The organism is Streptomyces venetus (assembly GCF_039540295.1).
GTDB classification, from domain to species: Bacteria; Actinomycetota; Actinomycetes; order Streptomycetales; family Streptomycetaceae; genus Streptomyces; species Streptomyces venetus.
On the sequence record NZ_BAABET010000023.1, the window covers coordinates 20,516 to 27,350 of the forward strand.

At 71.3% G+C, this 6,835-nt stretch carries 5 protein-coding genes; 2 read left to right on the top strand and 3 right to left on the bottom strand.

Annotation, left to right across the window (positions count from 1 at the left end; translation table 11 throughout):
• Positions 1-14: 14 nt before the first annotated feature.
• Positions 15-2,954 carry a helix-turn-helix transcriptional regulator gene (locus tag ABEA82_RS38335; protein ID WP_345666383.1) on the bottom strand — a complete coding sequence of 980 codons (2,940 nt, stop codon included), beginning with the start codon at positions 2,952-2,954 and terminating at the stop codon, positions 15-17.
• A gap of 712 nt (positions 2,955-3,666) precedes the next feature.
• On the opposite strand from ABEA82_RS38335, the gene ABEA82_RS38340 reads away from it, so the two are divergent.
• Positions 3,667-4,356 (top strand): methyltransferase domain-containing protein, encoded by a 690-nt coding sequence (locus ABEA82_RS38340; protein WP_345666384.1) that lies wholly within the window; start codon positions 3,667-3,669, stop codon positions 4,354-4,356.
• A gap of 89 nt (positions 4,357-4,445) precedes the next feature.
• Positions 4,446-4,985 (top strand): SRPBCC family protein, encoded by a 540-nt coding sequence (locus tag ABEA82_RS38345; protein ID WP_345666385.1) that lies wholly within the window; start codon positions 4,446-4,448, stop codon positions 4,983-4,985.
• A gap of 26 nt (positions 4,986-5,011) precedes the next feature.
• Here the strand turns inward: ABEA82_RS38345 and ABEA82_RS38350 are convergent, their stop codons facing one another.
• Both ABEA82_RS38350 and ABEA82_RS38355 read right to left on the bottom strand, forming a co-directional pair.
• The gene (locus ABEA82_RS38350; RefSeq protein ID WP_345666386.1) at positions 5,012-6,268 is read right to left on the bottom strand and encodes an IS701 family transposase; all 1,257 of its coding nucleotides are present in this window, start codon (positions 6,266-6,268) and stop codon (positions 5,012-5,014) included.
• 167 nt (positions 6,269-6,435) lie between these two features.
• On the bottom strand, positions 6,436-6,835 hold a 400-nt coding region (locus tag ABEA82_RS38355; RefSeq protein WP_345666387.1), incomplete at its 5' end, for an acyl carrier protein.

A 6,835-nucleotide genomic window follows, 5' to 3' on the forward strand; every position in this document is an offset into this window, starting at 1 on the left:
GGGTACGCGCCCGGTCAGAACCCGTGTCCGTCGCCCCTGGGCATCTCACCCACGTCCTCGGCGTACACGGACAGTTCGGCCGGCAGATCCGCCCGGCGCTTCACGCCCAGCTTGCGGTACACCCGGGTCAGGTGCTGCTCCACCGTGCTCACGGTGATGAACAGCGCCGTCGATATCTGACGGTTGGTGTGCCCCAGCGAGGCCAGCGCGGCCACCCGCAACTCCGCCTTGCTCAGCCCGTACCCGGACTGCGGCACATCGCGCTCCGGCTCGGACTCCGGAAGACACCCCCCGGGCACCAGCCGGTTCGCCAGGGACTGGGCACCGGACTCCCGCGCGAGCTGGTACGCGCGGCGCATCAGCAACTGCGCCTGCCCCGGATCGCCGGGCAACTGCTGGACAACGGTCCCCAGGTCTCTCAGGGCCCTGGCCAGCTCCACCTTGTCACCGCACGCCTGGAGCAGATCGACCGCCTCGGAGAGCAGCCGCTTGCGCTGCTCGGGCGCCACCGTCCTGGCGAGCAGACGCAGCCCCCGGCCGCGGGTGCGCCGGTCGGTGCGCCGGTCGCCGGAGAGCTCCTCCTGGACCAGACGCGCCGCCTCCGCCCGGCGGTCCAGCCGCAACTGCGCCCGGGCCAGCTCCAGCCGCCACGGCACCAGGCCCGCGATGTCGAGGCGCCACTTCTCCATCAGGTCCGCACACTGCCGGAAGTCCTCGCACGCCGCGTCCGGCTGACCGGCCGCCAGGTGGTAACGGCCACGCGCGGCCAGATAGTGCAGTCCGAGCGGCGTCTGGAACATGCCCACCGGAGTGGGGAGCGCCAGCCACATGTCGGCCTCGTGATGCCGGCCGGACTCCGCCGCGCAGGTGATGAGTGTGCCCAGCGGGCCAGCCACCACCACACCCCAGCCCTGCGGCGTGATCAGCTCCAGTGCCGACCGAGCGCACTGCTCGGCCCTGCCGAGGTCGCCCAGCCGCAGCAGCGCCTCACCCCGGATCGCCTCCAGGACCGCCTGCCACACCGGCGCGTACCGTACGCCCGCCTCGTCCAGCACGGTGTCCGTCCAGGCCACGACCCGGTCCGGACGCCCCGCGTACAGCATGGCCAGCAGCGCCCCGGCCGGCAGGCCCGGCGCACCGGTCCTGCCGTCGTGCCGCCGGAGGATCTGCTCGCTTCGTGACACCACGTCACAGTACGGATTGGACGTCAGCGCCTGGTGGAGGACCGTGACCGCCTCCAGGCGCTGACTCACCACGGGAGTGCCCGACGCCCCGCTGTACATCCCGTCGGTGCAGTGGGCGTCGGCCAGGACCTCCGAGCGGCACAGCGACACCAGCAGATGCAGCACCCGGAGTTCGGCGGCGTCCTCCGTGTCCTGTCCCTCGTCCAGCTCGAGCTGCGCCAGCAGGTCGTCCGCCTCGCCGACCCGCCCCTGCCACAGCAGCGGCGGCAGCACCGACGCGACCCGAGGCAGCGAGGTCCCCCGCTCCCGGATCGTTTCCAGCAAATCGGGCAAATACGTTTCCGCCGACAGCGGGTTGGTCTGCCAGCGCGCCGTCAGCATCAGCGCCTCGATGCCCGCACGCTGTTCCTCGTCGGTCTCCGCCCGCCACGCCTGGCGCAGACACGCGCCGGCGAACTCCGGGCGTCCCGAGGCCAGCGCGTGCACCGCGGCCTCCTGGAGCGTGGGCGCCGCCCAGCTGCCCTCGACCCAGTCCGCCGCGATCAGGTGACCGGCCAGCACGTTCGACCCCGCCTCCTGGTGGCGCAGCACCTCCGCGGCCCGGGAGTGCAGCACTCGCCGGTGTTCCGCGGTGAGGTCGCCCAGCACCGAGCGGGCGATGCGCGGATGCCGCAGTTCGTAGCCCTCCACCAGACCGGACACGCGCAGCAGGTGCAGGGCGCGCAGGGCCGACTCGTGTGTCGTGCCGAGCATGGCGGCGAGGACGTCGACGGTCGTGGCACGGCCCAGCACGGCGAGCGCCTGCGCCACCTGCCGCACCTGCGGCTCGTGCCGGTACAGGCAGCCGAGCACCGCCTGGTCGAACAGACCGCCGCGGGACGGCGGTGTGCCGTCCGCCTCTGCGTGCCGCGCCGGCAGCTCGTCCATGAGGGCGCGGGCGAGCAGCGGGCTGCCGCCGGTCACGGCGATGACGCGTTCCGCCGTTCTGCGGGCATCGGTCGTGCCGGGGTGCGCACTCGCCAGCAGGGCCAGGGAGTCCTGGGTGAGCGGCTCCAGTGTGATCCGCGAGGAGTGCGGCTGGCTCAGGAGTTCGGCGCGGAACTGCGGGTGGGGGAGCCGCAGCATGGGCGCCTCGGTCATCAGGACGAGCATCGGCGAGTACCGCAGCCGGCGGATGACGTACAGCAGGCACTGCAGTGAGGCCGAGTCGGCGTGCTGGACGTCGTCGACGGCCAGCACGAGCGGGCCGCGCCGCGCCAGGTCGCTGAGGGTGGAGAACAGGCGGCTCAGGACGGGCGCCTGCTCGACGGGGGAGATCCGGCCGACGGCCGACGGCCGTCCGGACAGACGTGCCACATCGGTGTGCTCGGGAAGCAGGTCCCGCACTTTTTGGCGGGCCTGCTCGGGTAAGTGCGCGCCGTGCAGCAACTGGCCGATGACGCCGAACGGGATGTCGCGCTCGGCTTCGGAGGCCACGGCGCGCAGGACCTGGGCCACCTCGTCGGAGAGATCGTCGGTGAGGGCTTCGAGGAGGGTCGTCTTGCCACTGCCCACCGCTCCCGTGATGAGAGCGGCATGACCGCGGAGCTGCTCGCGACAGTCCTCGAACGCCGTTCGTATGTGCCTGAATTGCTCCTCGCGCTGGGCTAGAACCACTCGGTACACTTTCTCGTGCGTGGGAGGTCGATCGCTGGAAACGGTGTGCCGCAGGAGGGCGCCGGGCGCGTTCCGCGACACCACGTGATCCTGGGCCGGGAACCGATGCGTCACGGCGACGGCCGCTTCCGGCCGGGGCCGTGCCGCGCCGTCCGGGGGGTCGCCGGAACCGGACGGCCGGCCCACGTCGTCCTGGCGTCGTCGGGCGAGTCGGCGCGAAGGCGGCGGTTCACCCGTGTCTGCCGGACTCTCGCCCAGGTCGCGTCGGCGACCTGGAGCCTCCCGTTCTACGTGCTGATACATCCCCGTCCCCCTGAACTTGGAGCTGTTGCGGGGGCAGGGCCGAGCCGTCTCACAGGCACGGTCGCTGTGCGTCCCCCGACGTTCCAACACGTGCTCACCTGCCGGTACGACCGACCCGGCGCGGTGAAGCCGCTCGTGGTGACGATCCTCCGGTTCGACACCCCTGCGGCCATCTCGCAATCGAGATTCGAGTGTGACACACCGAGAACAAGCCGGTTACCCCACAATTCATAGGTACACCAAGTCGATCTAGGCGAATCTAGGGGTTGACAAGACGGCATGCCGGACGAGGCCGGGACAGCAAGAGCTTGCATTTCATGGAGCACCGCTCTTGCGGATTGATTCACTCCGTATTCGCGTGTAAGTCACACCGGTCCGGCCGGGGTACCTGACGAAGTCTGCGACCGGCTATTGGCGCACCCCAGGACGGCTCGGCATAGTGCGGGAGACGCCGAGTACCAAGGTGATTTCGGCCGGCAACTCCTGTCGGCCGTCGAGCCCCAGACGGAAGGCTGCCGCCACGATGACCAACAATCTCCGGACCGGACGAGAAGAGACGGAACGGCTGCTGGGTGAGGCATCCGGAACAACGGAATTCGAGCTGCTGGGCCTCGAGTGGACTCTCCTGCCGGGCGTGTTCGCCCCGTTCCACTCCCCTTCGACGTCCCACTATTCCCAGTGGCTGCCCTATCCGGCCGGCGGGGCCCTGCTGGAGATGGGCTGCGGCGCCGGCGTCACCGCCGTCTACGGCGCGCTGCGCGGCTGCACGGCGGTCACGGCCGTGGACATCGTCCCCGCCGCCGTCGACAACGCCCGGCGCAACGCCGAGCGGCACGGCGTGGCCGACCGGGTCCGTGCCCTGGAGAGCGACATGTTCCGCGCACTCGACCCCGGCGAACGGTACGACCTCGTCTTCTGGAACTCCAACGCCATCGAGGCACCCGCCGACTTCGTCTACACCCAGGATCTGGAACACTCCGTCCTCGACCGCGGATACGAGAGCCACCGCGCCTATCTCCGAGAGGCGCCGCGCCACCTCACGGACACCGGACGGCTGTTCATCGGCTTCAACAGCCGGGGCGACCTCGACCATCTTCAGCGCATCGCCGACGAAGAGGGCCTGCGCCTGCAGAAGATCAATTCCACGAACCACGAATTCCCCGACCGTGTCGTGGAGTTCCGGCTGTTCGAAATCGTTCGCGGAGCCTCCTGACCACCTGGACGCCGGGCCGTCCGGGCGACTTGACGGATACCGGGCGCAGTCGTTGACCGGGTATTTCTCGCGGTGTCATCCTCCCTGGCATGGAGACGTCAATTCTCGACCAGCGACCCCTCTTCGACGTCGGAGCCGACATTCGCATCGCGGCGGGCGCCAAGGAGATTTACGAGGCGGTCAGCGATCTTCCGAGGCACGCGGAGTGGAGCACGGAACTCCGCGGCGGCGAATGGATTTCCGGAACCCCCGGTGAGGTGGGTTCCATCTACCGCGGTGAGAACTTCCGTGCCGACGACATCGTGGAATGGGCACCCCTCATCCGTGGGATCTGGCACACCAAGTCGGAAGTGATGACGACCGAACCGAACCATCGCTTCCGCTGGCGGATCCACTCCAAGACCGGAGAGCCCCAGGAGCTCATCTGGACCTTCGAGATCACCCCGGACGGCGACGAGTGCGTCGTCGCGCAGAAATTCTGGATGGGCTGGGCGTCCCCGGGGATCCACGACATCACCAAGGACATGGCAGAGCCGGAGAAACGGCGGTTCATCACGGAGTGGGCCGCCAAGCTGGAGAACGACATCCAGCTGACCCTGGAACGCATCAAAAAGGTCCTCGAGGCGTAGCCGAACACCGCGACGCGGCGGCCTCGTCACGGCCGGGACACCGACGCCGTGTCCCGGCCGCCGCCCAGGGCCTTCCGCTCGCCGGTCTCACGGCCCGCTCCCGACTGCCGGGCGCGGGCCAGGGAAAGGGCCTGCACCGCGTGCGCGGCCGAGACGAGCGTCATGTGCCGGTGCCACCCCGTGAAGGAACGGCCCACGAAGTCCCGCATGCCCACCTGTTCGGAGATCTCGGCGGCGTCACGGCCGACACGGCGCACCAGCCGTGTCAGCCGCGCCAGACCGGCCGGCGACGACGAGACGGAGTCCGTCAGCCACAGCTCGCCCGGCCACTGCCGGCCGGGCCCCGCCAGGCCGAGCAGGAGCAGATCACCCTGCCGGTCCGCCCCCGCCCCCGCCCCGATCAGCGGCACCCGCACCCGGACAGCGGCCATCAGACCGCCCCGGCCGCCCGGCGTCCCGCCGGGTTCCCGCCACGGCACCGGCCGCCGTAGCGGAGCCGCCGCCCGCATGATCTCCGCGGCCGACCAGTGCCCGTCGCCGCGCCCGGGCAACGCAGGATCGGCGACGGCCAGCCTGAGCCGGCCGTCCACGCGCACCAGTTGCTGCCGCAGCCCCGCCGCCCGCAGCCGCCCCAGCACGGCGAGCGCGTCCACCTCCGGCACGTCCACGACCACCGGCCGGGCGGGCAGCCCCCAGCCGCCACCCGCCACTTGGGCACTCGCCCGCACCGCACACATTCCCATGGTCTCGGGACAGGCCCCGGCAGGAATGCCCGCCTGCGCACGGCGCACGGGGTCGCCCAGCCAGGCACCGGACAGCAGCAGCCGCCAGTTCACCGGGCACGCCAGCCGCTCCGACGCCAGCCACACACCTACGGCCCGCTGCGTGTAGAAGGCCGGCGAGGCGCAGCGCTCCACCCCGACGGAGTTCTCCCCGGTCTTGGTGATCACCAACGGCCGTACCACCCACGCCTGCGGAGGCTCCACCGCGGCCACATACCGCGCCAGCGCCACCCGCGGCGGATCCCACCGCCAGGTGGACCCGCACACGAAGTGGTGCAGACGCTGCTCTGCGGCCCGGCCCCCGCGCAGGGACGCGATGTTGCGGATGGACTTGCGGCCCCGGGCATGAATGAGCCCGTGGACGTAGTCGAGCCCCCGCCCGCGCTGGTCGCTGCGAGGCAACGAGGCGAGGAGGACATCACACAGATCGTGCAGCACCTCGTCCACACCCCCCGGCCCCACGTCGAGGCCGGACCGCTCAAGACCATGTCCGGTGATCATGTCTCCCCCATCTCGGCCGAGCGGCCACGGCGGCTCGGCGTTCGGTCCGTTCGGGCAGGCGGGCGGGCCGGGCGGCGGGGCGGCAGGGCGGTCGGTCGGCCGCGCGTGGGAACGCCCGAGACAGGTCCGTGAGCGAGAGGCCGGCTCGCGAACCCGTGGCCCGTGGCTCAGTTCAGCTCGTTGTCGATGAAGTCGAGCAGCTCGTCCGTCGTGGCCGACTCCAGCCGTGCGGTCACCGGAGCGTCACCGGACGCCGACCCGGCACCCCCGGCCGACGCGCCGCGCATCTGCGCGCGGTCCAGCAGCGACCGCAGCCGTTCCGCGGCTCCCGCCGCCAGGACGTCCTCCGCCCGAGCGGCCGTCAGCATCTCCTCCAGCCGGCCGAACTCGGCCAGCAGCGCCGCCCCGGCCGCACCCGGGCCGCCGGGACCGTCGGTGCTGGTGTCTTCGGCGTGTTCGGGGGTGGTGGTGAGTTGGGGGAGGAGGTGGTGGGTGAGGGCGGTGGGGGTGGGGTGGTCGAAGACGGTGGTGGCGGGGAGGGTGAGGCCGGTGCTGGTGGCGAGCCGG

Excerpts from the sequence above, each read along its gene's own strand:
- ABEA82_RS38340 (WP_345666384.1), top strand. The coding sequence starts at position 3,667 with ATGACCAACAATCTCCGGACCGGACGAGAAGAGACGGAACGGCTGCTG.
- ABEA82_RS38345 (WP_345666385.1), top strand. The coding sequence starts at position 4,446 with ATGGAGACGTCAATTCTCGACCAGCGACCCCTCTTCGACGTCGGAGCC.
- ABEA82_RS38350 (WP_345666386.1), bottom strand. The coding sequence starts at position 6,268 with ATGATCACCGGACATGGTCTTGAGCGGTCCGGCCTCGACGTGGGGCCG.